This is a genomic window from Enterobacter cloacae complex sp. SHL012 (genome assembly GCF_049237505.1).
In the GTDB taxonomy this organism is placed as follows: Bacteria; Pseudomonadota; Gammaproteobacteria; order Enterobacterales; family Enterobacteriaceae; genus Enterobacter; species Enterobacter kobei.
Map to the genome: position 1 here is coordinate 305,351 of NZ_JBMKIZ010000001.1, position 23,885 is coordinate 329,235.

Consider the following 23,885-nt stretch of genomic DNA (forward strand, 5'->3'; position numbering starts at 1 on the left):
TTATTTTTCGTCTTTTTTCTTTCCGAGCGTTGGCGTCTCGTCGAAGAAGTTCCACGGTTTAAGCAGGGCATGCACCCATTCCGTTGGCATGATCGGCCACTCTTCCGCACGGGCGACATGGGTCGTGCCGGTGGTCATCCAGACTACGTCATCCTGATCGTTAAGCGACTCGTTATCTTTGCTGTACTGTCCCAGTCCCGTGTCGTGGATGGAGCGGTTAGGGAATTTACCTTCCGGATAGCGTTCATCCGGATGGTAACGGGTCACCCACAGCTGTTTATCCATAAAGCTCAGGCGATGGTAGATCCACTCATCCGGGGCAAATTTCGCGCCGGTTGCCACCGGGTGGGTGCCGCCCGCGTAGGGGATAATCTGATACGAGACCGGGTTGCCCATGCGGTTCTCTTTACGGGTGTTGCTCAGCAGGCGAATAGTGCCCGGGTCAAATTTCTGTGCCGCCTGCTGTTCGGTATCAATGTCGTACTGATTGACCTGCATGGTACTGGTGCGCGGGCCACCGGCGGTATTGGGTTTCACTTCCGGATCCATCGCCACCAGCTTGTTGTTAATACCATCGACATCCATATCAAGACGGAAGTTATAGATGTGCTGGTGCGTGGTGCCCACAATGTTGTGGTCAATCAGCGTGCCGTAACGGGTATCGTCTTTGGCGGTGGCGTCATGCATGGTTTTGGCCTGAACGCCTTTCACGGCTTCGATACCCGTCGCGCCAGCATCAATGCCGAGGGTGCCGTTCTCATGGAATACCCAGTCGAAGATGTAATCGTAGTTACCGACGGTACTCACCCAGCGCACCACCAGTTCACGACGCTCGGCGCTGACGTTTGGCTGACCCATCTCCTGATGCTTGTATTCCGGCCCCGCATAGCGTTCGAAAATGGCGATTGCGCGCGGGATCTCCATCGGCGCGCCGGTATAGTCCGGGATGGTTTCATTGAGCATCACGGCGTTGGACGGCACGTCTTTACCCCGCACCAGCGGCGAGGTCAGGGTGCCCATGCCGTAGTCGCCGGAGTCGAGATAGGCTTTAAAGTACCAGCCCACGTCCGGATCGCCGTAAGGGACAATCATGCCGCCGAGCGACCCTTGATACATCACCTGACGTTTCTTGCCGTTGTCGTTATACGTGACGGTTGATATCATCGGGCCCACGCGCGAGTCCAGGCTCAGGTGGAAATCCCAGTTCTGCCAGTGCACTCTGTCGCCGGTTATGGTGTAGTTCTTGCCTTCCGGTTCAATAATGTCGAGCGGTTTTTTTGGTGTCTCTATGCGGTCGCGGCCATCATAGGGACGCGGGGTCAGAGGAACCGGGATAACGGCGCCTTCTTCAATCTTCTGGATCTTCTTCTGCTCAAGGTCGACCACCGCCACCAGGTTTTCAATCGGATGTGCCCAGTAGTTGCCGTCGCCGACATCCAGATAGCTCACCACTTTCAGCAAACGGTCTTCCTGCTTAAGGCCATCTTTACCGTCGAAATAGCCGACGGTCAGCGGCGTGGTAATCACTTTTTTCGGGTCGGTTATGCCGTGCTTTTTAAGCACCTCAGCAAATTCGGTACTGTCGTTAATGATCTGCTGAACCGCGGTGAAATCATCCAACAGCACCATACCGTGCGCGTCTTTGACCGGTTCCCAGCGCAGAATTTTTTTATCCTTCAGATCCACCAGGCTCTCGATGACATGCTTTCCTTCGAGCATGACGATCTTCGCCTGGCGAGGGGCATCGACTGCCGTACCGTTGAGCACATAGTCCCACACTTTGGCTTTCTCTGGCTCCGCAAGGGCGATCTGGGTAAAGCGGGTATTCGGTTTAAAATCCGCAGAGGCTTTAACAATCTCTACGGCTTGCTTAATTTCGTCTGCCGTGAGCGCGTTTAACGGGTGAGGACTTTTTTCAACCTGGAAGGTCTGATCGAGACCGGACTGGAAAACATCGTTGATGAACGTCTCTGAGATAAAGGCCTTGTTGCCTTTCATCACCACCGGCACCTCAAGCGTGAGGGTTTTACCGTTGACGATAGCGGTTTTTGCGCCCGGTTTGACCTTCACAAAGGCGCCGTCTTTCGCAATGGTGAACATCTGTGCGTAATCGTCCCACTGCACGTCTGCGCCGAAGTCCTGCAGCGTTTTGTCCATCGGGACCATATGCGCCTCGCTGCCGTGGGCGAAAACAGGGGATTGCCAGGCGCAACACAGCGCAACGGCCATGGCCAGTGCCGTTCTACGGGCAGAAAAAGAAGAATTGCTTCCCATCGTAGACCTCATCTTGTTGTGTTTATTGTGTTGTGTCAGCCTTATCCTGACAGACGCCTGAGAAAAGCGTTTGCCTGCATCTGCCAGGTTATTTGTTGCACTTGCCAGGTTAAAAAAAGAGCGGGACGGTGTCACACCCGGCAGGTCGTCGTAGGCCGGGTAAGCATCGCGCCACCCGGCAGGGAAGGCGGTGAAGGTAAGGTGTTAGAATTCACCCCGCTGGCGCGCCACCAGCGTCAGGATGGAGTAGAGCGCTACGGCCTGCTGGTGCTGGTTGAAAATCTCAACCGCCCACTCCACCACGCCCGTCGGTTTTTCTTCCGCGGTGCGCTGCTTCTTCAGCGTTTTGCGTTTGCAGGTGAGGCGCACCTGAATGGTGTCGCCCGGTTTGACCGGCTCGATAAAGCGCAGGTTTTCCATACCGTAGTTGGCAATCACCGGTCCGACCCCCGCATCGACGAACAGTCCCGCTGCGGCGGAGATCAGGAAGTAACCGTGAACCACCCGTTCGCCAAAGATCGACTCTGCCGCACCAATCTTGTCCATATGGGCGTAGAAGTGATCCCCGCTCAGACAGGCAAAGTTCACAATATCCGCTTCCGTCAGGGTGCGACGCGGCGTCAGCAGGCTGTCGCCCGGCTGCAGCTCCTCAAAGTATTTTCGGAACGGATGCACGCGATCTTCCTGCACGGTTGCGCCGCGCACCCACTGCTTGCCAATGGCCGCCAGCATGGTCGGACTGCCCTGAATCGCCGTGCGCTGCAGGTAGTGCTTCACCGCGCGCAGGCCGCCCAGTTCCTCACCGCCGCCCGCGCGACCCGGACCGCCGTGCACCAGCTGCGGCAGCGGGGAGCCGTGGCCGGTGGACTCTTTGGATGATTCCTCGTTGAGGATCTGAATACGACCGTGGGCACGTGCCGCACCGGCAATGAACTGGCGGGCAAGGGCTAAATCAGCGGTAACCAGCGTTCCTGCGAGGCTGCCGCCGCCCGCGCGGGCAAGCGCCATCGCGTGCTCTGTGTGGCGATACGGCATCAGCGTCGCTACCGGGCCGAAAGCTTCAGTTGAGTGCACCGCAGGGGTTTCGTCCGGCTGCGGACAGAACAACAGGGTCGGTGGGAAGAACGCGCCCGCGGCCTGTAAATCCGCTTTGCCACCCAGACGGATCTGGCATCCCGCCGTAACCAACTGGTCCACTTTCTCCTGCACGTCGGCGCGCTGTTCGGCATTCACCAGGGCGCCCATCTTCACCCCGTCCTGCGCCGGATCGCCCACCACCACTTTTTCCAGCCGGGCAATCAGCGCCTGGCTGACGGCATCAATCTGATTCTGGGGGACGATGATACGGCGGATAGCGGTACATTTTTGTCCGGCTTTGGCGGTCATCTCGCGAACGACTTCCCGGATAAACAGGGCAAACTCCGGCTGCTCCGCCGTGACGTCTTCACCCAGCACGCAGCAGTTCAGGGAGTCGGCCTCCATGGTGAACGGTATCGCGTTCGCCACAATATTCGGGTGAACGCGCAGGCTTTGCCCGGTACTGGCGGAGCCGGTAAAAGTCACCACGTCCTGGCTGTCGAGATGGTCAAGCAGGTCTCCCGCGCTGCCGCAAATCAGGCTAATGGCGCCGTCCGGCACCAGTCCGCTGTCCACGATAGATTTCACCATCGCCTGTGTCACCTGCGCGGTGGCGGTGGCCGGTTTAATGATGGCGGGCATCCCGGCAAGCCAGGTCGGCGCCAGCTTTTCCAGCATCCCCCAGCAGGGGAAGTTAAAGGCGTTGATATGTACCGCCACGCCGGATTTCGAGGTCAGAACGTGGCGAGCGGCAAAACCGCCTTCTTTTGACAGCGGGATCAACTCATCTTCCGGCCACAGCGTGTCATCCGGCAGCTCCCGGCTGCCCAGGCTTGCGTAAGTAAAGAGGGTGCCGATCCCGCCTTCAATATCCACCCAGCTGTCCGCTTTCGTCGCCCCGGTCTGGGCGGAGAGGGCATAGAACGTCTCTTTTTCGCTAAGCAGGTGTTTCGCTACCGCTTTCAGCATGGCTGCACGTTCAATAAAGGTCATCTTATGAAGCGCTTCGCCACCGCGCTCAATCGCATAGCGACGAGCGGCCGCCATATCCAGCCCTTCGCTGGTGACTTCCCACAATGCTTCGCCGCTGATGGCGTGATGAATGGCGCGTTCACGGCCCCGGCCAGACTGCCAGGTACCGGACAAGAAGCTGGCTAACTGCTGCATCGCTTATCTCCAAGTGTTACGTAATTTCACCATTAATAGTTTAATTATGAATCATAAAAAGCAAGCTGAGATTTTAATGAATTGTTAATGCTGTGATCTGGCCTGATGAATTGCAGCCCGTCAGACCGCTTTCTGCAAGGGCGATAGCAAAAGCCTTGCGAGCACCATCACAAAACAAGGAAACAATTCTTGGGGTTATATTTAACCTTTGTGTAACTTTTAAAAAAAGTGATTCATCATTTCGCTTTAATTTGCAAACTAACGAATCATAAAGGTGATGACGTGACGCAAGAACAACGGTTTGAGCAGCGCATAGCGCAGGAGACGGCGATTGAGCCTCAGGACTGGATGCCTGACGCCTACCGTAAAACGTTGATCCGCCAGATTGGTCAGCATGCGCATTCCGAAATCGTCGGCATGCTGCCGGAAGGTAACTGGATCACCCGCGCACCCACGTTGCGCCGAAAAGCGATTCTGCTGGCGAAAGTACAGGATGAAGCCGGACACGGACTTTACCTCTACAGCGCGGCAGAAACGCTGGGCTGCGCACGGGAAGACATCTACCAGAAGATGCTCGACGGCAAGATGAAGTACTCCTCCATTTTTAACTATCCCACCCTGAGCTGGGCCGACATCGGTGTCATCGGCTGGCTGGTGGACGGGGCTGCCATCGTCAATCAGGTGGCGCTGTGCCGCACCTCTTACGGTCCGTATGCCCGGGCGATGGTGAAAATCTGCAAAGAAGAGAGCTTCCACCAGCGTCAGGGCTTTGAAGCCTGCATGGCGCTGGCCCAGGGAAGTGAGGCGCAGCGCCAGATGCTGCAGGACGCCATCAATCGCTTCTGGTGGCCTGCGCTGATGATGTTCGGGCCGAACGACGATAACTCGCCAAACAGCGCCCGCAGTCTGGCCTGGAAAATCAAACGCTTCGGAAACGACGAGCTGCGTCAGCGTTTTGTCGACAACACGGTGCCGCAGGTGGCGATGCTGGGCATGACGGTGCCGGATCCTGACCTGCGTTTTGATGAAGAGAGCGGTCACTACCGCTTCGGCGAAATCGACTGGCAGGAATTTGAAGAGGTGATTAACGGGCGCGGCATCTGCAACCACGAACGGCTGGCCGCGAAACGTAAAGCCTGGGAAGACGGGGCGTGGGTGCGGGAAGCCGCCCTGGCCCACGCAGAAAAACAACGCGCCCGTCAGGCCGCATAAGAGGAAATAATCATGAGCAATGTCTACTGGCCGCTGTACGAAGTGTTCGTACGCAGCAAACAAGGGTTGTCCCACCGTCACGTGGGCAGCCTGCATGCCGCCGACGATCGCATGGCGCTGGAAAATGCGCGCGATGCTTACACTCGTCGCAGTGAAGGATGTTCTATCTGGGTGGTGAAGGCGAGCGAGATTATTGCCTCCCAGCCGGAAGAGAGCGGCGAATTTTTCGATCCGGCGGAAAGCAAGGTTTACCGCCATCCGACGTTCTACACCATCCCCGATGGCATCGAGCACATGTGAGGCGAAGGATGAAAACAGTCACAGCCTATGCCCTGCGTCTGGGCGACAACGGTCTGGTGCTCTCCCAGCGTCTGGGTGCCTGGTGCGGCCACGCGCCGGAGCTGGAGATCGATCTCGCGCTGGCCAATATCGGTCTTGATCTGCTGGGCCAGGCGCGCAATTTCCTGGCCTACGCCGCTGAATGTGAAGGTGAGGGCGACGAAGATACCCTGGCGTTTGGGCGCGACGAGCGCCAGTTCCGCAATGTCCTGCTGGTGGAGCAGCCCAACGGCAATTTCGCCGACACGATTGCCCGTCAGTACCTGATGGATGCCTGGAACGTGGCGCTGTATGAGCGCCTGACCCGCAGCACTGACGGCCAGCTTGCCGCCATCGCCGCCAAAGCGATCAAAGAGGCGCGCTACCACCTGCGCTTTAGCCGCGGCTGGCTGGTACGCCTGGGCGACGGGACCGAAACGTCCGCACAAAAAATGCAGCAGGCCATCGATAACCTGTGGCGCTTTACGGCAGAGCTGTTTGACGCCGATGACGTTGAGCTGGCGCTGATACATTCCGGCGTGGCGGTGGCCCCACGCACCCTGCGCCAGCCGTGGGAAAGCGAAGTGTATGCCGGTCTTAAAGAAGCCAGCCTGAGCGTACCCGACGAGGTGGCGTACCGCAGCGGGGGTAAGAAGGGGCTGCATACCGAACATCTGGGGCCGATGCTGGCAGAAATGCAGTATCTCCAGCGCGCGTATCCCGGTCAGCAGTGGTAAAGGAGAAGGCTATGCAACGTCTCGTCGACATCGCACCGGCGCAAATCCCGCAGATCTGGTCGCTGTTAAGCCAGATCCCGGACCCGGAAGTGCCGGTATTAACCATCACCGATTTAGGCATGGTGCGCAGCGTGAAGGCACAGGGGGAAGGCTGGGTGATTGGCTTCACGCCAACCTATTCGGGCTGCCCGGCAACGGAACACCTGCTGGGGGCGATCCGCGACGTGATGACCGCGCATGGCTTTACCCCGGTGCACATTGTGCTCCAGCTTGACCCTGCCTGGACCACCGACTGGATGACCGCCGACGCGCGCGAACGCCTGCGGGCTTACGGCATCAGCCCGCCCGTGGGGCATAGCTGCCACGCGCACGCCCCGGCGGAGGTGAGCTGCCCGCGCTGCGCCAGCACCGACACCGCGCTAATCAGTGAATTTGGTTCGACGGCCTGCAAAGCGCTTTACCGCTGCAACACCTGTCGCGAACCCTTCGACTATTTCAAATGCATTTGAGGCTGCCATGACAACGTTTCATTCATTAACAGTGGCAAAAGTGGAACCCGAAACCCGCGACGCGGTGACCATCACGTTTGCGGTGCCGCAGGCGCTGCAGGAAGCCTACCGCTTTCGCCCCGGACAGCACCTGACGCTGAAAACGAAGCTGGGCGGGGACGAGCTGCGCCGCTGTTACTCCATCTGCCGGAGTACCGCGCCGGGTGAGATCAGCGTGGCGGTCAAAGCCATCGAAGGCGGGCGTTTTTCCCGCTATGCCCGGGATGAGATCAAAGCAGGCATGGCGCTGGAGGTGATGGTTCCGCAGGGGCAATTTGGCTATCAGCCGCAGGCCGAACGTGAAGGCCACTACCTGGCGATAGCCGCAGGCTCCGGCATCACCCCGATGCTGGCGATCCTCTCCGCCACGCTGGCCACCGAACCGAACAGCCATTTCACTCTGATTTACGGCAACCGCAGCAGCCAGAGCATGATGTTCCGCCAGGCGCTGGCGGACCTGAAAGATAAATATCCGCAGCGGCTGCAGCTGGTCTCCATCTTTAGCCAGGAGCGGCTGGACAGCGATCTGCTGTATGGCCGCATCGACGGGGAAAAGCTGCAGGCGCTGGCGAAAACCCTGATCAACTTCCGTCAGTACGACGACGCGTTTATCTGCGGCCCGTCGTCGATGATGGACGAGGCCGAAGCCGCGCTGAAGGCGCTGGGTATGTCGGAAAAATCCATTCACCTTGAACGCTTTAATACGCCGGGGACCGCCGTGAAACGCACGGTAAACGTGCAGGCGGAAGGGCAGAAAGTGACCGTGCGACAGGACGGGCGCGACCGCGAAATTACCCTGACGGCAGACGACGAAAGCATCCTCGATGCTGCCCTGCGTCAGGGGGCGGACCTGCCTTATGCCTGTAAAGGCGGCGTGTGCGCGACCTGTAAATGCAAAGTGCTGCGCGGGAAGGTGGACATGGCGACCAACTACAGTCTGGAGCCGGACGAGCTGGCCGCCGGGTATGTGCTGAGCTGTCAGTCACTGCCGCTCACCGCCGACGTGATCGTCGACTTTGACGCAAAGGGGATGGCATGAGCGAACTGACTGTTACCCGTCATGGCCGCGTGCTGCAGCTGACGCTGAACCGTCCGGCGGCGCGTAATGCCCTGAATAACGCCCTGTTGACGCAATTAGCCGACGCGCTGGAAAGCGCTGCGGTTGATGCCGACATCTCGGCCTGTGTGATCTACGGCAACGAACGCTGCTTTGCCGCCGGGGCCGATCTCAACGAAATGGCAGAGAAAGACCTGCCCGCCACCCTGAACGATATCCGCCCGCAACTGTGGGCGCGCATTAACGCGTTTAACAAACCGCTGATCGCCGCCGTCAACGGTTTCGCGCTGGGCGCCGGATGTGAACTTGCGCTGCTGTGCGACGTGGTGATTGCCGGGGATAACGCACGATTTGGACTGCCGGAAATCACCCTCGGCATTATGCCGGGGGCGGGCGGTACCCAGCGACTGATCCGCAGCGTCGGTAAATCCCTTGCCAGCAAAATGGTGCTGACCGGAGAGAGCATTACTGCGCAGCAGGCGAAGAGCGCCGGGCTGGTCAGCGATGTCTTCCCGGCATCCCTGACGCTGGAGTATGCCCTGAAGCAGGCGGCAGTGATGGCGCGCCATTCCCCGCTGGCGCTACAGGCGGCGAAACAGGCGCTTCGTCAGTCTCAGGAGGTGCCACTGCAGGCTGGCCTGATGCAGGAGCGTCAGCTTTTTACGCTGCTCTCTGCCACCGAAGACCGCCGGGAAGGTATCGACGCTTTCTTGCAAAAACGTACCCCCGACTTTAAAGGACGCTAATTGTGGAATGTATTCTCAGTCAAGTAGAACAGGGCGTAATGACCATTACGCTGAACCGTCCGGAGCGTCTGAACAGCTTTAATGACGTGATGCATCAGCAGCTTGCAGAATGCCTGAAACAGGCCGAGCGCGATGACACCATCCGCTGCCTGCTGATCACCGGCGCAGGGCGCGGTTTCTGTGCCGGGCAGGATTTGAACGACCGCAACGTCGACCCCAACGGCCCGGCACCGGACCTGGGGATGTCGGTTGAAACCTTCTATAACCCCCTGGTACGCCGCCTGGCAAAACTGCCGAAGCCGGTCATTTGTGCAGTCAACGGCGTAGCGGCCGGCGCGGGCGCCACGCTGGCGCTCGGCTGCGACATGGTGATTGCCGCCCGTTCCGCCAACTTTGTGATGGCCTTCAGCAAGCTCGGCTTAGTGCCGGACTGCGGCGGCACCTGGCTACTGCCACGCGTGGCCGGACGTGCCCGCGCCATGGGACTGGCGCTGCTCGGCGATAAACTCAGCGCCGAACAGGCGCAGGCGTGGGGAATGATCTGGCAGGTGGTGGATGACGACCAGCTCTCCACTACCGCGCAGCAGATGGCGCTGCACTTTGCGTCTCAGCCAACCTTTGGGCTGGGGCTGATCAAGCAGGCCATCAACGCCGCGGAAACTAACACCCTGGATGCCCAGCTTGACCTGGAGCGCGACTATCAGCGTCTGGCCGGTCGCAGCGACGACTACCGCGAGGGCGTCAGCGCTTTCCTGGCGAAGCGCACGCCGAACTTTACGGGGAAATAAGATGCTGAACATACGCACGGTTGCCGTGATTGGCAGCGGCACGATGGGCGCGGGCATTGCCGAAGTTGCCGCCAGCCACGGCCATCAGGTTCTGCTTTACGACATCGCTGGCGATGCGATTTCACGCGCCATCGACGGGATTCGCCAGCGTCTGGCCTCCCGGGTAACGCGCGGAAAGCTCTCCGCCGATGCCAGCGCCCAGATCCTGGCCCGACTGCTTCCGGTGACGGATATCACCGCGCTTTCTGGGGCCGAACTGGTGATTGAAGCGGCCTCCGAACGGCTGGAGGTGAAAAAGGCGTTGTTTGCGCAGCTGGCGGAGATCTGTCCGCCCCAGACGCTGCTGACCAGCAATACATCGTCCATTTCCGTCACGGCGATTGCGGCAGACGTGAATCATCCGGAGCGCGTGGCGGGGCTGCACTTCTTTAACCCCGCGCCGGTGATGAAGCTGGTGGAGGTGGTCAGCGGGCTGGCGACCTCTGCGGAAGTGGCAGACGCGCTGTGTGAACTGGCGCTGAACTGGGGTAAACAACCCGTTCGCTGCCAGTCAACGCCTGGGTTCATCGTCAACCGCGTCGCGCGCCCGTTTTATTCCGAAGCCTGGCGTGCGCTGGAAGAGCAGGTCGCTCCACCGGAGGTGATTGACGCTGCGCTGCGCGAGGGCGGCGGTTTTCCGATGGGGCCGCTGGAGCTGACCGACCTGATTGGTCAGGACGTGAACTTTGCGGTGACCTGCTCGGTGTTTAACGCCTTCTGGCAGGAGCGTCGTTTCCTGCCTTCGCTGATGCAGCAGGAGCTGGTGCTGGCCGGAAGGCTGGGTAAAAAGAGCGGAAAAGGGGTTTACGACTGGCAGGGGGAGAAACCCATCGTGCAGTGGGTTGAGACCGTAAATGACAGCTACAGCCCGATGCGCGTGGAAAAAATACGTGACGGTGTCACGGAAATTGATGATGTGTATCTGGTTGAAACGCAGGGGGAAACCGCTCAGGCACTGGCGCTGCGCCTCAACGGCCCGGTAGTGGTGGTAGACCGTATTGAGCGTGACGTGGCGGTGATTGCGGCGGCCGCCAGCAACCCGCACACCGCGACGCAAAAAGCCATCCGCTACCTGCAACAGCAGGGTCTCCGGGTGGTGCAAATTGCCGATTATCCCGGTCTGCTGGTCTGGCGCACGCTGGCAATGATTGCTAACGAAGCGCTGGATGCCCTGCAAAAGGGGGTCGCCAGCGAGAAGGACATCGACACCGCCATGCGTCTGGGCGTGAACTACCCGAGCGGCCCGATCGCCTGGGGCGAGCGTCTGGGCTGGCAGCGCCTGCTGACCCTGCTGGAGAACCTGCAACGACATTACGGCGAAGAACGTTATCGCCCCTGTTCACTGCTGCGCCAGCGGGCGCTTCTGGAGAGTAGCTATGAGTCATAACGCCTGGCATAACGCCCGCACGATGTACGAAAAGGACGCCTGCGCGCAGGCGATGGGGATGGACATTGTCGATATGGACGAGGGCTACGCGGTGGTGACGATGACCATCACCCCGCAGATGCTCAACGGCCACAAAACCTGTCACGGAGGCCAACTTTTTTCGCTGGCAGACACCGCCTTTGCCTACGCCTGCAACAGCCAGGGGCTGGCGGCGGTGGCCTCCGGCTGCTCGATCGATTTTCTGCGTCCGGGCTTTGCCGGAGATAAGCTCACCGCCACCGCGCGGGTGATGCATCAGGGCAAACTGACCGGCGTGTACGACATTGAAATTCAGAACCAGCAACAGAAAACCGTCGCCCTGTTCCGCGGAAAATCACACCGCATCGGCGGCACTGTCACAGGAGAGGCCTGATGCGTGACGCATTTATTTGTGATGGCGTTCGAACGCCAGTGGGGCGCTACGGCGGCGCGCTTTCTGCCGTGCGAACGGACGATCTCGGTGCCGTACCGCTGCGTGCGCTGCTGGACCGCTACCCGCAGCTCGACCTGGAACGGATTGATGATGTGATTTTCGGGTGCGCCAACCAGGCGGGGGAAGATAACCGCAACGTGGCGCGAATGTCGGCGCTGCTGGCCGGTCTGCCGCAGACGGTATCCGGAACCACCATTAACCGCCTGTGCGGCTCGGGTCTGGACGCAATAGGCTTCGCTGCTCGCGCTATTAAAGCAGGTGATGGCGACCTGCTGATGGCGGGCGGCGTCGAGTCCATGTCCCGCGCACCGTTTGTGATGGGAAAAGCCACCGCCGCGTTTCAGCGCCAGGCGGAGATCTTTGATACCACCATCGGCTGGCGATTTGTGAATCCGCTCATGCATCAGCAATTCGGAACTGACAGTATGCCGGAAACGGCAGAGAATGTAGCTGAATTGTTAAATATCAGCCGTGCCGATCAGGACGCGTTCGCGCTGCGCAGCCAGCAACGAACCGCTCTGGCGCAACAGAACGGCATTCTGGCGCAGGAAATCGTGCCGGTACGGGTACCGGGTAAAAAAGGGACGGTCACCGAATTCATCGTGGATGAACATCCGCGCGCAGAGATCACGCTCGAACAGCTTTCCGGGCTGAAAACGCCGTTCCGTAAGAACGGGGTGGTGACGGCGGGGAATGCGTCCGGCGTCAACGACGGCGCGGCGGCGTTAATCATCGCCAGCGAGAAAATGGCGCTGGCGCAGGGATTAATCCCCCGCACGCGGATCGTGGCGATGGCAACGGCAGGCGTGGAGCCACGTTTAATGGGGCTCGGACCGGTGCCTGCCACCCGCCGGGTGCTGGAGCGTGCCGGTCTCAGCATCAACGATATGGACGTCATCGAACTCAACGAAGCCTTCGCCGCGCAGGCGCTGGGCGTCCTGCGTCAGCTGGGTTTGCCGGATGATGCCGCGCACGTTAACCCGAACGGCGGCGCGATTGCGCTGGGCCATCCGCTGGGAATGAGCGGGGCCAGACTGGCGCTGGCCGCGAGTAATGAATTGCATCGACGCAACGGGCGCTACGCGCTCTGTACGATGTGCATCGGTGTGGGTCAGGGCATTGCCATGATCCTTGAGCGTGTTTGATCAAATTTCACTGTGAGCACCCTACAATGACAAATACAACAAAGCTTGATCCGATTGAAACAGCCTCCCTTGACGAGTTACAGGCGCTGCAGACTGAGCGTCTGAAATGGACGCTGCATCACGCCTACAACAACGTGCCGATGTACAAACGCAAGTTTGACGCCGCAGGCGTTCACCCTGACGATTTCAACGAGCTGGCGGATATCCGCAAATTCCCGTGCACCACCAAGCAGGATCTGCGGGATAACTATCCGTTTGATACGTTTGCCGTACCGATGGAGCAGGTGGTGCGCATTCACGCATCGTCCGGTACCACCGGCAAACCGACCGTTGTCGGCTACACGCAGGGCGACATTGACAACTGGGCCAACCTGGTGGCCCGCTCCCTGCGCGCCGCGGGCGGTAGCGCGAAGGACAAAATTCACGTGGCGTATGGCTATGGTCTGTTTACCGGCGGGCTGGGCGCGCATTACGGTGCCGAGCGCTTAGGGGCGACGGTGATCCCGATGTCCGGCGGCCAGACGGAGAAACAGGCGCAGCTGATCCGTGATTTCCAGCCGGACATGATCATGGTGACGCCATCCTATTGCCTCAACCTGATTGAGGAGCTGGAACGTCAGATGGGCGGCGATGCCAGCACCTGTTCCCTGCGCGTGGGGGTATTCGGCGCCGAGCCGTGGACACAGGCCATGCGCCGTGAAATCGAAAAACGCCTGGGGATTACGGCGCTGGACATTTATGGCCTCTCCGAAGTGATGGGGCCGGGCGTGGCGATGGAGTGCATTGAAACCGCCGACGGTCCGACCATCTGGGAAGATCATTTCTATCCGGAGATCGTCAACCCGAACGACGGCACGCCGCTGAACGACGGCGAGCAGGGCGAACTGCTGTTCACCACGCTCACTAAAGAGGCGCTGCCGGTGATCCGCTATCGCACCCGCGACCTGACGCGTCTGCTGCCCGGCACCGCCCGTACCATGCGCCGCATGGACCGGATCAGCGGTCGCAGCGACGATATGCTGATCATCCGCGGCGTCAATGTCTTCCCGTCACAGCTAGAAGAGGAGATTGTGAAGTTTGAACATCTCTCACCCCACTATCAGCTGGAGGTGAACCGTCGCGGACATCTTGATTCACTTTCCGTAAAGGTGGAGCTGAAAGAGAGCAGCTTAACGCTGACCCACGAGCAGCGTTGCCAGGTGTGCCACCAGCTGCGTCATCGCATTAAATCGATGGTGGGGATTTCCACCGATGTGATGATAGTCAACTGCGGCAGCATCCCGCGTTCAGAGGGCAAGGCCTGTCGGGTGTTTGATTTGCGTAAAGTCGCGGCCAACGGTTGAGTTTCCCACAAGTCAGCCCTCTCCCCTTGGGAGAGGGTTAGGGTGCGGGGAATATGCTATGATTCATCCAGACCAAAAATAACAACAGAATGAATCACATGAATAAACTCGATGCCTTTATCCAGCACGCGGTTAGCTCGGTTCCCGTTAGCGGAACGTCGCTTATCTCCTCATTATACGGTGACGCGCTTTCACATCGCGGCGGCGAGATTTGGCTTGGCAGCCTCGCCGCCTTACTGGAAGGCATGGGGTTTGGCGAGCGCTTCGTGCGCACCGCGCTGTTTCGCCTCAACAAAGAGGGCTGGCTGGACGTCTCGCGCATCGGGCGTCGCAGCTTTTACCGCCTGAGCGATAAAGGGCTGCGCCTGACCCGTCGAGCGGAGAATAAGATTTACCGCGCCGAACTGCCCGCCTGGGACGGAAAATGGCTGTTGCTGCTCTCCGAAGGACTGGACAAAACCACCCTTGCCGACGTCAAAAAGCAGCTGATTTGGCAGGGGTTTGGCACGCTGGCGCCGAGCCTGATGGCCTCGCCGTCGCAGCATCTGGCGGATGTACAATCTTTGCTTCACGATGCTGGCGTGGCGGAGAACGTCATTTTCTTTGAAGCCCACTCGCCGCTGGCGCTCTCCCGCGCGGCGCTGCGTTCACGGGTAGAAGAGTGCTGGCAGCTAACCGAGCAAAACGCGATGTATGAGTCGTTTATTACTTCGTTCCGGCCGCTTCTGCCGCTGTTAAAAGAGGCCGCACCGGAGGAGCTGACGCCAGAACGGTGCTTCCAGATCCAGCTGCTGCTGATTCACTTTTATCGTCGTGTGGTGCTAAAAGACCCGCTGTTGCCGGAGGAGTTACTGCCTGCGCACTGGGCGGGACAAAGCGCCCGACAGCTCTGCATCAATATCTATCAGCGTGTCGCACCGGGGGCGCTGGCGTTTGTCAGCGAGAAGGGGGAAACCTCCGTCGGCGAACTGCCCGTGCCCGGCACGCTCTACTATCAACGCTTTGGTGGTCTTTCAAGCGCATAAGGAGTGAAGATGCCTGTTTATCAAATTGACGGTCTGACGCCGGTGGTGCCTGACGAGAGCTACGTCCACCCAACGGCGGTGCTGATTGGGGACGTGATTCTGGGTAAAGGCGTTTATGTCGGCCCTAACGCCAGCCTGCGCGGTGATTTTGGCCGCATTGTGGTGAAAGATGGCGCCAACATTCAGGATAACTGCGTCATGCATGGCTTCCCGGAGCAGGACACGGTGGTGGAGGAGGACGGGCATATCGGCCACAGTGCCATTCTCCATGGGTGCATTATCCGCCGTAACGCGCTGGTGGGCATGAACGCGGTGGTAATGGACGGAGCGGTCATCGGTGAAAACAGCATCGTCGGCGCGGCGGCGTTCGTGAAGGCGAAAGCGGAGATGCCCGCTAACCATTTGATTATCGGCAGTCCGGCCAAAGCGATCCGCGAGCTCAGCGAGCAGGAACTGGCCTGGAAGCAGCAGGGCACGCGGGAGTATCAGGTGCTGGTGGAGCGCTGTAAGCTGACGATGCACCAGGTCGAGCCGCTGCGCGAGGTTGAGCCTGACCGGAAACGGCTGACGTTTGATGAGAATTTAAGGCCGAAGTCGGCGGTGTAGGGGGAGGTCCGCTTTGTGCCAGGAGCGGACATTCTACATCTCGTAATTTGATTACTTTAGAGATGTGATCTGGCTGCTTGACTCGTAGGTTGCGCTAAACTCAAACTCCACTTAATTAACCAACCGACCAATGTTAAAGGCAAGATGTATGTCTGTTGATAATTTATCCCGCATGGGCACTGCCAAAGTGACGCTTCTGGTGGATGAAACTGGTCATAAGGTAATCGAAAAATTGCCTGTGGGTGATGTCGAATTTAGTTTTTATCAACACGCAGCCAAGCATCTCACTCGAGCTGATATTTCCACGCCAAGAATGTTGTTTGCCGATCCAATTACACGCCGGTTAAGACTGGAATATATCCCACACCAGGTTGATCAGGACGAAGTTGGAGGAGATGAAGTGTTATCAGTTTTGTCCCGCTTACATGGCTACCGACCTGACCCTTCATGGATTTATCACAATCACACCTGGTCAGAAGCAGCCCTCGAAAAATCGCTCCTACTTTTGGCATTATCGGACAGAGCAGCAAAACAGTTACGGTACTTTCAACAGGCAAGTGATGTTCTGTTTAGTGGTCAGTGTTTAATTTCCGGCGACAGTAATGCGGGTAATTGGGGAAAAAGGGATGGCGGCGATTTCGTTCTTTTTGACTGGGAAAGATTCAGCATTGGTAGCCCAGCGATTGATCTTGCCCCACTTATAAAGGGAATGGGCTCTAAACAAAAGTTTATTGAGTTTGCTGAGCGCTATAGCTGGTTATCACATAATTATAATCCTAATAATTTAGCTAAAGAAATTGCGATTGCTAAAGCATGGATTGTTACGGAGGTAATTGTATTGCTTCATGAACGGCAGAAAAATGATTTTCAATTGTATCTCAACTGGTACAGAGAAAATCTCCCCGCCTGGTTAGATAACACGTCAAAAATGCTTTGATGATGCATTTTTCGGTCGGACAGATTCCGAGTGCTCGGAAATCACCTGCAACAAGTGGGATTCCCTTCAGGTTGACAGGCATAAGATGTGGATTGTACGCTCCTCGCTCACAACAGACCTTCAGCCTAGTCATCTTGTCCGCTTTGTGCCAATTGCAGACATTCGACAGTGTGGTGCGCCTCTATCTTTGGTTCGATGATCTCTTTTTGAACTTTTGGCACAAACCCGCCTTTTTATAGTTCTATTACTCAACGATTAAAGCAATCTTACCAGGCCAAATTTCGCGTAACTAGCAGAACTGGGCAGAATCACCTGTGTGTCCAAAGCAGCGCGGAAGTTACTCAACAGTGTGTTATGCCAGTAGTTCTTGGAAGTTGCATTCTACTTGTATCACTTTTGGTTTGATATTACTATAGTGTCAGTAACGTAGATTGTTATGTTATTTAGCAGGGGGCGAAATGGAATTTATTAAATATATTAAAATATTGGGTTGTGCATTGTTTGTTGTGTCCTGTGGTTCTTCACCAAAAAAGTATGAACTAGATGGTTCTGATATACCAGGGTACTCCAAAAATGAATATTACGGTTTCATTGAATTTTCAAGACCAAAAGGTTTTACCTCCTATACAATAAATAATATTGATTTATATTATAACGTTCCAGGAACCTATACCACCGTAGGTGCAAAAGACTTGACGTCAAATCTTGGGGTGGCAACATTGCTACCATTTTTAGTCAGGCCAACAGTGCAATCTCACAAACAGATGGATTCCCTTGTTCAAGAGACAGGGGTTAGAGAAACAAGGACGATTACTTTTAAAATTCGTAAGTTTAACGATGATAGGCAACTAAAGAAAATAGACCACTATTTCAATAATGATTATTTCAATGTAAAAGGTGATTTATGGGCTGCAACAACATTCCCTGAACTGTTTGGGGTTAATTGCGGTAAAAAACATAGAAACGATACCATTAAAATTATCCCTTATGGTGTCCATTTCGTAGAACACTACGTTACGGCAAAAAATGTACCGGAAACGTTTCGAGATGAAGCGCTGAAAAATATTTTATTTATTAAGTTTATAGACTTCGAAGGGTGTATAAAAGCAGGGGAAGATGGTCAGGTTTTATAAATTATTCTTTTTTTTACTATTCATCACTGGGCGGAATTAACTGTATTTCTAACTAAGGTAACGATAATCAGAAAGCGACAACGAGTAGAATCATAAAAACGCCACTGAGTATTCTTATCCTAATTCTCATAAGTGCGTCCTTCTTTAAAGTGGACGGCATAACCTGTATGTCCATTTGCTCGTAGTTATAAGGTCCGCTCCTCGCTCTGAGCGGACCTTCAGCGCTGTTGGCTTGTCCGCTCCGTGCCAGAAGCGGACGTTCACGTCCGTTCTTGAAATATTGGCCCGATAATTCAGCGTTAAATTTTCCGGTTAATACGCAACGCATCCACAACGAGTGAAAACGCTGGGGAAGGCTGTTTACGGCTGGGATAATAAAGATAGTAGCCGGGAAAAGGACGGCACCATTCTTCAAGCACGCGGATCAGTTTTCCTTCCTGCAGATGTGTGCCGAACTCCTCTTCAGGTAAAAAGGCAATGCCCAGTCCGGCAAGAGCTGCGTCAACGACGTGTTCCGATGTGTTAAACGTCAGTTGCCCTTCAACCCGAACGTGAAATTTACCGTTTTCCTGCTCAAACTCCCAGGCGTAAATTTTCCCCGATTGAACCATGCGCTCATTAATACAGCAGTGTTGCATCAGATCGCGTGGCGTCTGAGGGGCGGCGCACCGGGAAAAATACTCAGGGGAAGCTACAGCCGCCATGCGCAGTTTCCGGCCAATGGGTACGGCTATCATATCTTTGTCGATAGTGTCTCCGAGCCGCACGCCGGCATCAAAACGATCCGCAACGATATCCCGGAAGCCGTGGTTGGCATCAAACTCAATATGAATATCAGGATATTCGCGTAACAGTGGTGTCAGCTTTGGCAGCAGTGTGGTCTTCAGAACATTAGGTCCACATGTAATACGGACGGTCCCGGCAGGTTTATCACGCAGTGCCGTCAGCATGTCCAGCTCGGCTTCAATCTCATCAATACGATGTCCCACAGACTGCAGCAGGCGCTCCCCGGCAGCCGTCACTGACACACTGCGTGTGGTCCTTGTCAGCAGGCGGATTTGCATCCGTTCTTCCAGCCCGGAAATCGCCTGGCTCAGTGCGGGCTGGGTCACGCCGAGCTGGGCGGCAGCGCGCGTAAAGCTGCCCTCACGCGCCACGGTGACGAAAGAGAGTAAGTCGTTAAGATTGCGTCTGGCCATGCTCGTTTCCGGTCCATTTATAAATTTTACTTATAAGGGTATTAAGTATTCATTAGCTAGTTAACCCGCTGCATATTGGTAACAATAATGCGATGAAAAAGTCAACGCTAACCCTTATGCAAAACGCTTACCGCAGAGCATCACTGATGCTCCTTGTCGGCCTGCTTTTCTTCACGCAGTCCGCTATGGCGGGTGACAACGATCGGGGGGTGGCGCAGGAGACGCTAATGAAAATTGAGATCATTGTGGAGGGAGAAACCGCCACCGCCACCCTCTTTGATACGCCGACAGGCCGGGACTTTGCGTCTTTGCTTCCCCTCAGCCTGACGCTGGAAGACTATGACGATATTGAGCGTATAAGCGACCTGCCGCACAGGCTTTCCACGGTGCAGGCACCGGACGGCATGACGCCGGAAGCCGGAGATATCACTTACTACGCGCCCTGGGGCGACCTGGCGATTTTTGCCCGGGGCAGGGCTTACGCCCGTTCACTGATCCCGTTAGGGAAAGTGGATTCCGGACTGCCGGTCCTGCAGCGCCACGGACCTCTTGCGGTGCAGATCAGGGTCGCCAACTGACCCGCAGCACCTTCCGTACCGCGATTATCCCTCTTATCCCGTCCCCGTATGCCGTTTCAGCGCTTCCTGCAGCGCTGAAGGCTCCGGGGCACAGACTTCATGTTATCTACTGAAAAGAAATCCCTGAATGAGTAATAAGACAGACGAAAACAGAAAAAAAAACACCGGAAGCGGGAAACAGCCTGCGCACTGGAGTGGTGTCTTTGCCATGACGCTGTGCGTCTTCGCCCTGATCGCCTCCGAATTCATGCCGGTCAGCCTACTGACACCGATGGCGCAGACCCTTCGTGTCACCGAAGGCATGGCCGGACAGGGCATCGCTATTTCCGGGGCATTTGCAGTGGTAACCAGCCTGTTTATTTCCGTGCTGGCAGGCACGCTTAACCGGAAAACGCTGCTGCTCGGCCTGACCTGCATTATGGCAATTTCCGGTGCTGTTATTGCGATGGCACCCAATTACCTGACCTATATGGCGGGCAGGGCCCTGATTGGCATTGTGGTCGGCGGGTTCTGGTCGATGTCGGCCGCGACGGCAATGCGTCTGGTCCCGGTGCATCGTGTTCCGCTGGCGCTGGCTATTCGGCCGCGTGGGTACCCCGGTCGATATCGCGGAAACCGTTGCTTTCCTGCTTTCTGACAAGACTGGCTGGGTCACCGGCGCTATCTGGGATATCGATGGCGGTGTGATGGCTGGCCGTAACGCCTGATAACCATGCCGCACGCGCTCACCCGCGTGCGGCACTGGAGTAATTATGCAAATCCAGACTGCGTATTATGACCTTGTCATCTCGTGGCAGGGGGGCATGGCCAGCCGGACGCTCTGCCAGTCCTTTTCCGCAGACAACGCTCCGCCTGCCCTGCAAAGTCATGTTATCGATTCCGATGAACCGGTTTCGCTGGGTGGAGAAGGGCTGGCTCCTGACCCCCAGGAGCTGATGCTCGCTGCGTTTAATGCCTGCATGATGGCCGCCTTTATTCTCGAAGCCAGGGCTGAAGGTCTCGCCCTTACGCATCTTGAAATTCACACTGACGGGCACCTTCCGAAGGGTATACCGGCCTCCGGTGACAGACCTGCAGAGGATACCTCCGGCAGGCTTGTGTATGTCATCCATGTAAGCGGTAGCGGCACGGTGCATCAGTTTGAAGGGGTCCATCAGCGGGTGATTGACTCCTCTCTGAACCGGTGGTTACTGGCGAAGAATATGCTGATCGAAGGTGACTTAACACTGAGCTGACGCGGCTGGATTGTTCTGTTCAACAGGAAAAATGATATGACCACACCAAGAGTAACCCCCTGGCAGGATGAAGAGCCCGTTGACGCCAATCTTCTCAACGCGATAAAGGCCCGTCGGCCCGGCGGAAAACTGATAGCTATTGACCGGGTATTACTGAAGAGTGCCCCCCTGGCCACGGGCTGGAACGAACTGATGGTACGGGTACGTCAGGAATTTTCGCTCAACCTTGAATACCGGGAACTGATCATGCTGCGCGTTGCCTGGCTGAATAAAGCAGAATTTGAATGGAACGTGCACTACCCGGCCTATCTGGATGCAGGCGGCACTGCTGAAAAAGCAGAAGCCCTGCGGTTATCATCCGCGCCACACATCTTTAATGACACCGAAACGTTGCTGATACATCTTACGGACCAGTCCACCCGGAACGTCGTGGTTGAGGAGAAAGTAATTGGTGCGCTGAAAAGCCTGTTAGGTGAAAAAGAGACCGTAGAAGCCGTTGCTACTGTCGCCGCCTATAACATGGTGTCCCGTTTTCTTGTCGCCCTTGCCATCTGACAACCCCAAATTTTCCGGTGCAATTTATGAATAAAAAATATCGTGCTATGCAGGTCGTTGCCCCCGGTGTACTGGAAATGACAGAGCGGCCAATACCCGCTCCCGGCCCGGATGAGGTGCTCGTTAGAATTGAAGCATGCGGCGTATGCGGTGCCGATCTCCGGGACGCGGAAAAAGCACCGCTGGGGGGCCAGTCCGGCCGTATCCCGGGACATGAAATCGTCGGGTTTATTACCCGGAAGGGTAACCAGGTGCCCGATATCTGGCAAACCGGTCAGCGGGTAGGGATTGGGCGACTGGGTGGGTACTGTCAGCATTGCAACCCCTGCCGGAGCGGGCTTTTTCATCTCTGTGAAAACCAACTGACGCCCGGTCTTAGCTGCGATGGCGGCTACGCAGAGTACATTGTCATGCGTCATACCGCGCTCATAGCCATTCCCTCCGCGCTCTCTGCCGTGCATGCCGCTCCGATCCTTTGCGCCGGTACCGCTACCTTCAATGCGCTGCGTAATTCAGGCGCAAGGGCGGGCGACAGAGTGGCGGTTCTCGGATTGGGGGGCCTTGGCCACATGGCCGTTCAGTACGCCCGTAAGATGGGTTTTGAGGTGACTGTGATTGCGCGGGGTAGTGAAAAAGAGCAGGCTGCTTTTGAGCTGGGTGCGCATCACTACATCAATATCCTTGATGAAAACGCATCAGAACGCCTGAAAAATGACGGCGGTGTGGATTTTATTGTGGCAACGGCGCCGGCTTCAGAAATGGTTTCAGCCCTCATGTCTGCGCTGGCTCCACGGGGAAAAGCGATCCTGCTGGGTACCGGAAAAACGCCGCTGCTGGTCACACCGGGTATGATGATCGGCGCTGAACGTACCCTGACAGGATCCTTTGTCAGCACACCAGCGCAAACCGAGCGAGCGCTGCAGTTCAGCCACCTCTTTCAGGCTTTGCCTGTTACAGAGCTACTGCCCTTTGAAAGGGCAAATGAGGCGCTCAGCAGACTGAAGCAGGGTCTGGCGCGATACCGGATAGTGCTCACCATGAATCAGGATAATTAATCACATGTCCGCAGAACATTTCCTGCCCGTTGCAGATCAGAAAAACAATATTATCCGCCTGTCGGCCGCACAGGCTCTCGCTGGTGCTAACTCCGTGGTTTTTTATGCCACAGGCGCAATTGTGGGTAACGCACTGGCTCCCAGCAGTTCGCTGGCCACTCTTCCCATCACCATGTTTGTTCTGGGGATGGCGGCCTGTATCCTGCCGTTAGGTTCACTGGCGCGGACAAATGGTCGTAAAGCCGCCTTTATGGTCGGCACCGGGGCGGGCGTCATTACCGGACTGACGGCTGCTCTGGCCGTCTTCATCGGCTCATTCTTGCTGTTCTGCATTGCTGCATTTATGGGCGGTGCGTATGCGGCGGTCGCGCTCAGCTTTCGTTTTGCCGCAACGGACGGCGTTACGCCTGAACGCCGGGCCCGGGCCCTGTCGCTGGTAATGGGAGGCGGAGTGATAGCTGGCGTGGTTGGTCCTATGCTGGTTTCCGGAACGATGCACCTCTGGCCGCCTCATACCTTCGCCGTCACGTTTCTCGCTCAGGCCTTTGTGGCCGTTATTTCGGCATTCATACTCAAAGGAGTGAAGACCACAGAACCTGCCAGCGCAGTAAAAACGGGTGGAAGACCTTTGCGCGAGATTGTCCGACAGCCAGGGTTTGCCAGAACAGTATTCAGCGGTGCGGTAACTTATATGGTGATGAACTTCCTGATGACGGCAGCACCACTCTCGATGCACATGCACGGCATTTCTCAGCAGGCGTCCAATCTCGGTATCCAGTGGCATGTTATCGCCATGTACGGTCCGGGCTTTTTCACCGGCAAATTAATTAACCGCTTTGGAGCCATGCGCATCGCCGCAGCGGGTCTGCTTATCACGGTGTGCTCTGTGCTGGCCGGCCTCGGTGGCACTGATATTATTCACTACTGGTTGTCGCTGGTTTTGCTGGGTCTTGGCTGGAATTTTGGCTTCACCGGCGCATCGGCGAAGATTATTGAATATCACCGTCCCGAAGAGAAAACCCAGGTTCAGTCCCTGAACGATTTTATTGTGTTTGGGGTGATGATTGTAGGATCGTTTTCTTCTGGTGCTCTGCTTAGTCTCTACGGCTGGAACGCCGTCCTGTGGGGATCCCTTGTTCCCGTTGGGCTTGCATTTTTAGGTATTATTAACGAGTTGCGGGCAAAAAAGGACCATAAATTAAGCTCCTGACACGGTTTTATCTGCTGCTGTAAGTGGATTATGTTTATGTGA

The 23,885-nt window shown here is 56.7% G+C and carries 23 protein-coding genes and 2 pseudogenes; 22 read left to right on the plus strand and 3 right to left on the minus strand.

The genetic code is table 11. The features are described from left to right. Nucleotides 1-2,274: a primary-amine oxidase gene (tynA, locus tag ACOTY9_RS01545; RefSeq protein ID WP_023330318.1), complete on the minus strand. Its 2,274-nt coding sequence runs from the start codon at nucleotides 2,272-2,274 to the stop codon at nucleotides 1-3. A 204-nt stretch (nucleotides 2,275-2,478) separates the two neighbouring features. After that, nucleotides 2,479-4,518, minus strand: coding sequence for a phenylacetic acid degradation bifunctional protein PaaZ (paaZ, locus tag ACOTY9_RS01550; protein WP_063434439.1), 2,040 nt, complete (start codon nucleotides 4,516-4,518; stop codon nucleotides 2,479-2,481). Between the two features lie 282 nt (nucleotides 4,519-4,800). Between paaZ and paaA the strand changes: the two genes are divergently transcribed. The 15 genes from paaA to ACOTY9_RS01625 all read left to right on the plus strand — a co-directional run bounded on the left by paaA (nucleotide 4,801) and on the right by ACOTY9_RS01625 (nucleotide 18,011). Next, complete coding sequence (paaA, locus tag ACOTY9_RS01555; protein WP_014883698.1) at nucleotides 4,801-5,730, plus strand: 1,2-phenylacetyl-CoA epoxidase subunit PaaA; 930 nt, start codon at nucleotides 4,801-4,803, stop codon at nucleotides 5,728-5,730. Between the two features lie 12 nt (nucleotides 5,731-5,742). Next, nucleotides 5,743-6,030, plus strand: a complete 288-nt coding sequence (paaB, locus tag ACOTY9_RS01560; protein WP_006175064.1) for a 1,2-phenylacetyl-CoA epoxidase subunit PaaB — start codon at nucleotides 5,743-5,745, stop codon at nucleotides 6,028-6,030. Nucleotides 6,031-6,038: 8 nt separating this feature from the next. Further along, on the plus strand, nucleotides 6,039-6,785 hold the full coding sequence (gene paaC, locus ACOTY9_RS01565) for a 1,2-phenylacetyl-CoA epoxidase subunit PaaC (protein WP_348565535.1): 747 nt from the start codon (nucleotides 6,039-6,041) through the stop codon (nucleotides 6,783-6,785). An 11-nt stretch (nucleotides 6,786-6,796) separates the two neighbouring features. Then, nucleotides 6,797-7,294 (plus strand): 1,2-phenylacetyl-CoA epoxidase subunit PaaD, encoded by a 498-nt coding sequence (gene paaD / locus ACOTY9_RS01570; RefSeq protein ID WP_032636692.1) that lies wholly within the window; start codon nucleotides 6,797-6,799, stop codon nucleotides 7,292-7,294. Between the two features lie 7 nt (nucleotides 7,295-7,301). Next, nucleotides 7,302-8,372, plus strand: coding sequence for a 1,2-phenylacetyl-CoA epoxidase subunit PaaE (paaE, locus tag ACOTY9_RS01575; RefSeq protein WP_045269530.1), 1,071 nt, complete (start codon nucleotides 7,302-7,304; stop codon nucleotides 8,370-8,372). Beyond that, nucleotides 8,369-9,136: a 2,3-dehydroadipyl-CoA hydratase PaaF gene (gene paaF / locus ACOTY9_RS01580; protein WP_348565533.1), complete on the plus strand. Its 768-nt coding sequence runs from the start codon at nucleotides 8,369-8,371 to the stop codon at nucleotides 9,134-9,136. Before paaE ends, paaF begins: the two co-directional genes overlap by 4 nt. Then, on the plus strand, nucleotides 9,136-9,924 hold the full coding sequence (gene paaG / locus ACOTY9_RS01585) for a 2-(1,2-epoxy-1,2-dihydrophenyl)acetyl-CoA isomerase PaaG (RefSeq protein ID WP_100246810.1): 789 nt from the start codon (nucleotides 9,136-9,138) through the stop codon (nucleotides 9,922-9,924). Before paaF ends, paaG begins: the two co-directional genes overlap by 1 nt. A 1-nt stretch (nucleotide 9,925) precedes the next feature. Beyond that, nucleotides 9,926-11,350, plus strand: a complete 1,425-nt coding sequence (gene paaH / locus ACOTY9_RS01590) for a 3-hydroxyacyl-CoA dehydrogenase PaaH (protein ID WP_318594212.1) — start codon at nucleotides 9,926-9,928, stop codon at nucleotides 11,348-11,350. Next, nucleotides 11,340-11,762, plus strand: coding sequence for a hydroxyphenylacetyl-CoA thioesterase PaaI (paaI, locus tag ACOTY9_RS01595; RefSeq protein WP_014883705.1), 423 nt, complete (start codon nucleotides 11,340-11,342; stop codon nucleotides 11,760-11,762). Before paaH ends, paaI begins: the two co-directional genes overlap by 11 nt. Then, the gene (pcaF, locus tag ACOTY9_RS01600; RefSeq protein WP_318594213.1) at nucleotides 11,762-12,967 is read left to right on the plus strand and encodes a 3-oxoadipyl-CoA thiolase; all 1,206 of its coding nucleotides are present in this window, start codon (nucleotides 11,762-11,764) and stop codon (nucleotides 12,965-12,967) included. The genes paaI and pcaF overlap by 1 nt, the downstream gene beginning before the upstream one ends. 26 nt (nucleotides 12,968-12,993) lie before the next feature. Next, nucleotides 12,994-14,310 carry a phenylacetate--CoA ligase PaaK gene (paaK, locus tag ACOTY9_RS01605; protein ID WP_014883707.1) on the plus strand — a complete coding sequence of 439 codons (1,317 nt, stop codon included), beginning with the start codon at nucleotides 12,994-12,996 and terminating at the stop codon, nucleotides 14,308-14,310. An 89-nt stretch (nucleotides 14,311-14,399) separates the two neighbouring features. Beyond that, complete coding sequence (gene paaX, locus ACOTY9_RS01610; RefSeq protein ID WP_014883708.1) at nucleotides 14,400-15,335, plus strand: phenylacetic acid degradation operon negative regulatory protein PaaX; 936 nt, start codon at nucleotides 14,400-14,402, stop codon at nucleotides 15,333-15,335. Between the two features lie 9 nt (nucleotides 15,336-15,344). Then, nucleotides 15,345-15,941 carry a phenylacetic acid degradation protein PaaY gene (gene paaY / locus ACOTY9_RS01615; protein ID WP_032636682.1) on the plus strand — a complete coding sequence of 199 codons (597 nt, stop codon included), beginning with the start codon at nucleotides 15,345-15,347 and terminating at the stop codon, nucleotides 15,939-15,941. A 148-nt stretch (nucleotides 15,942-16,089) separates the two neighbouring features. Continuing rightward, nucleotides 16,090-16,878 carry a phosphotransferase family protein gene (locus ACOTY9_RS01620; RefSeq protein WP_348565531.1) on the plus strand — a complete coding sequence of 263 codons (789 nt, stop codon included), beginning with the start codon at nucleotides 16,090-16,092 and terminating at the stop codon, nucleotides 16,876-16,878. A 458-nt stretch (nucleotides 16,879-17,336) separates the two neighbouring features. Further along, nucleotides 17,337-18,011, plus strand: coding sequence for a hypothetical protein (locus ACOTY9_RS01625; RefSeq protein WP_421637294.1), 675 nt, complete (start codon nucleotides 17,337-17,339; stop codon nucleotides 18,009-18,011). Nucleotides 18,012-18,310: 299 nt separating this feature from the next. On the opposite strand, the gene ACOTY9_RS01630 is transcribed toward ACOTY9_RS01625, so the two are convergent. Beyond that, nucleotides 18,311-19,210 carry a LysR family transcriptional regulator gene (locus tag ACOTY9_RS01630; protein ID WP_348565529.1) on the minus strand — a complete coding sequence of 300 codons (900 nt, stop codon included), beginning with the start codon at nucleotides 19,208-19,210 and terminating at the stop codon, nucleotides 18,311-18,313. 116 nt (nucleotides 19,211-19,326) lie between these two features. On the opposite strand from ACOTY9_RS01630, the gene ACOTY9_RS01635 reads away from it, so the two are divergent. The 7 genes and pseudogenes from ACOTY9_RS01635 to ACOTY9_RS01665 all read left to right on the plus strand — a co-directional run bounded on the left by ACOTY9_RS01635 (nucleotide 19,327) and on the right by ACOTY9_RS01665 (nucleotide 23,843). Then, nucleotides 19,327-19,788 (plus strand): cyclophilin-like fold protein, encoded by a 462-nt coding sequence (locus ACOTY9_RS01635; RefSeq protein ID WP_248189386.1) that lies wholly within the window; start codon nucleotides 19,327-19,329, stop codon nucleotides 19,786-19,788. Between the two features lie 127 nt (nucleotides 19,789-19,915). Next, nucleotides 19,916-20,368 (plus strand): annotated as a pseudogene (locus ACOTY9_RS01640) (MFS transporter); the annotation flags it as partial. Nucleotide 20,369: 1 nt separating this feature from the next. Then, nucleotides 20,370-20,495: pseudogene (locus ACOTY9_RS01645) on the plus strand (SDR family oxidoreductase); the annotation flags it as partial. A gap of 45 nt (nucleotides 20,496-20,540) precedes the next feature. After that, nucleotides 20,541-21,023 carry an OsmC family protein gene (locus ACOTY9_RS01650; RefSeq protein WP_348565528.1) on the plus strand — a complete coding sequence of 161 codons (483 nt, stop codon included), beginning with the start codon at nucleotides 20,541-20,543 and terminating at the stop codon, nucleotides 21,021-21,023. A gap of 36 nt (nucleotides 21,024-21,059) precedes the next feature. After that, nucleotides 21,060-21,578: a carboxymuconolactone decarboxylase family protein gene (locus ACOTY9_RS01655; protein ID WP_117582039.1), complete on the plus strand. Its 519-nt coding sequence runs from the start codon at nucleotides 21,060-21,062 to the stop codon at nucleotides 21,576-21,578. A gap of 26 nt (nucleotides 21,579-21,604) precedes the next feature. Next, nucleotides 21,605-22,633, plus strand: a complete 1,029-nt coding sequence (locus tag ACOTY9_RS01660) for a zinc-binding dehydrogenase (RefSeq protein WP_348565526.1) — start codon at nucleotides 21,605-21,607, stop codon at nucleotides 22,631-22,633. A gap of 4 nt (nucleotides 22,634-22,637) precedes the next feature. Then, nucleotides 22,638-23,843, plus strand: a complete 1,206-nt coding sequence (locus ACOTY9_RS01665) for an MFS transporter (protein ID WP_348565525.1) — start codon at nucleotides 22,638-22,640, stop codon at nucleotides 23,841-23,843. Nucleotides 23,844-23,885: the final 42 nt, after the last annotated feature.